Below are 2,856 nucleotides of genomic sequence, written 5' to 3' on the forward strand. Positions count from 1 at the left end.
AAAAAACAGACGAATGAATAGAATCAAGATTATAATAACTGTATTTCTTATTTTTTTAACTTCTCCGGAGTTCAAAATATCCTCCTCCGGAAAGTCTGTGCCACAATCACGGATGGAAGCGGTGTACGATGAGGTAAAGACTCCCCATAAATATGGATTGGTGATTGCACCGGAGAGCAATCAGGAGAAAATGGACTGCCCGACGATATTCCGGAGGGGCGACAAATGGTATATGACCTACCTGAGGTACGATGGCAAATCGGGGAAAGATGGTCGCGGGTACGAAACATGGCTTGCCGAAAGCGACGATCTGCTGGAGTGGAAGACCTTGGGCAGGCTGCTCTCTTTTCGTGAAGGCAAGTGGGATGAGAACCAGCGGGGAGGATACCCCTCGCTGATTGATCATCACTGGGGGGGCAGCTACAAACTAAACAGCCATGATGACAAGTACTGGATGACCTACATCGGGGGTGCCGAGACAGGCTACGAGACGGGGCCTCTAAAGATCGGTGTGGCTTATACCGAAAAAGATCCCACCGTAGCGCATGAGTGGAAGGCTTTCGATCAGCCGGCCATGTCGCCGGAGGATGAGGATGCCCAGTGGTTCGAAAAGATTATTCAGTACAAGAGCAGTGTATTCCGTGATGAGGATAAAACATTCGGGAAGCCGTATGTCATGTTTTACAACGCAGGCGGCATCAATCCCCAAAATAAGATCAAGGCCGAAAGGGTAGGCATTGCCTATTCAGATGATATGGTAGAGTGGGAACGCTACCCGGGCAATCCGGTCCTCTCTCACGAAGAGGGAATCACCGGGGATGCACACATCCAGAAGATGGATGATCTGTACGTGATGTTTTACTTCGGAGCATTTCGTGCGGATAGAAAATACAAAGCCTACAATACGTTTGCTGCCTCCTATGACCTGGTAAACTGGACCGACTGGACGGGGGAAGATCTGATTATCCCCTCAAAGGATTATGACAATCTGTTTGCTCACAAATCGACTCTGATAAAACACGATGGATTGGTTTATCACTTCTATTGTGCCGTAAACGAGCATGACCAGCGCGGAATAGCTGTTGCCGTTTCGAAACCTATGGGGAGGTCGAAACTCCGTTTCCCTGAGCCTGAACCCACAGGAAAAAGAGGTATCATACCACTGAATGAGGATTGGAGCACCGTGGCCGCAGAAGAGCATAGTAAAAGATATGACTCGTTTGAGGTGAATGGCGACTGGACAAGGGTGGATATTCCCCATAACTGGGATGATTATCATGGCTACCGCCAGCATCTCCATGGCAACAGACATGGCAACGCCTGGTACAAGAAGGAGTTCAGGTTGTCGGAATATGATGCCGACAAGCGTTTTTTTATCCGGTTTGAAGGAGTGGGAACCTATGCAACCGTCACATTAAACGGAAAGAGCTTTGGACGGCATCCGGGGGGGAGAACCACCTTCACGCTGGATGTGACGGATGCCGTGAACCGAGGTGGAAATAATGTGCTGACGGTGAAAGCCGAGCATCCTTCGTTTATCACCGACATGCCCTGGGTGTGTGGCGGCTGCTCCTCAGAGTGGGGCTTCTCGGAAGGTTCGCAACCCATGGGAATATTCCGGCCGGTGGTGATGGAGGTGGTCGACAAGGTGAGAATAGAGCCTTTCGGTGTTCATATCTGGAATAATGACACCCATTATCTGCATATAGAAACTGAGCTGAAAAATTATGGGAACAGCCCGGAGACCGTGGAGTTTGTAACCAAGCTGAACGACGACAATGGGGTGGCCGTTTTCCGTCTTTCGGAGATGATCACGCTTGAACCGGGCGAAACCAAGATCATCAGTCAGGTAAGTCCGAAGTTAGAAAATGTACATTTGTGGAGCAACAGTGATCCTTATCTCTACAAGCTTGCTTCTGTGCTGAAAAGGAATGGAACAGCAACCGATGAGGTAACCACTCCGTACGGGATACGCACGATCAGCTGGCCGGTATTGAGGAATGATGGTGACCCTACGTTCCGGTTGAACGGAAATTCGCTGTTTCTGAATGGCACAGCCGAATATGAGCATCGCTTCGGACAATCGCACGCATTCGCAAAGGAGGAGATCCGGGCGAGAGTGAACATGCTGAAAGATGCCGGTTTTAATGCGTTCAGAGATGCGCATCAACCACACAACCTGTTCTACAAGGAGCTATTGGACAAAGAGGGAATCATGTTCTGGCCCCAGTTTTCGGCCCACATCTGGTACGATACGCCCGCTTTCCGGGAAAATTTTAAGAACCTGCTCCGCCAATGGATCAAAGAGAGGCGCAACTCTCCTTCAGTAATCATGTGGGGGTTGCAAAACGAGAGCGTTCTCCCGAAAGAGTTTGCCGAGGAGTGTGCGGAGATAATCCGGGAGATGGATCCCACAGCAAGCAAACAGCGTGTGGTCACCACCTGCAACGGCGGGAGCGGAACCGACTGGAATGTGGTACAAAACTGGTCGGGTACCTACGGTGGTGATCCGGACAACTATGCGGAGGAGTTAAAAAATCAACTGATGAACGGGGAGTATGGAGCGTGGCGTTCCATCGATCTGCATACTGAAGGTGACTTTGACCAGGATGGTGTCTGGAGCGAAGACAGGATGTACCAGCTGATGGAGAAAAAAGTACAGTTAGGAGAAAAAGCCAGAGAGCATGCCATCGGACAGTTTCAGTGGATATTTAATTCACACGACAACCCCGGCAGGAGGCATCCCGACGAGGGTTACCGTGTGATCGACAAGGTGGGGCCTGTCAATTACAAAGGCTTGCTCACCACCTGGGGGGAGCCGCTGGATGCATATTACATGTACCGTGCCAACTATGC

1 protein-coding gene is annotated in these 2,856 nt (G+C 50.3%); it reads left to right on the top strand.

Annotation, left to right across the window (positions count from 1 at the left end; all coding sequences use genetic code 11):
• Nucleotides 1-13 precede the first annotated feature (13 nt).
• Nucleotides 14-2,856 (top strand): glycoside hydrolase family 2 TIM barrel-domain containing protein (locus B3Z75_RS06610; RefSeq protein ID WP_294068856.1); only part of this gene is annotated, 2,843 nt, incomplete at its 3' end.

The sequence above is a fragment of the Proteiniphilum sp. UBA1028 genome, assembly GCF_002316955.1.
In the GTDB taxonomy this organism is placed as follows: Bacteria; Bacteroidota; Bacteroidia; order Bacteroidales; family Dysgonomonadaceae; genus Proteiniphilum.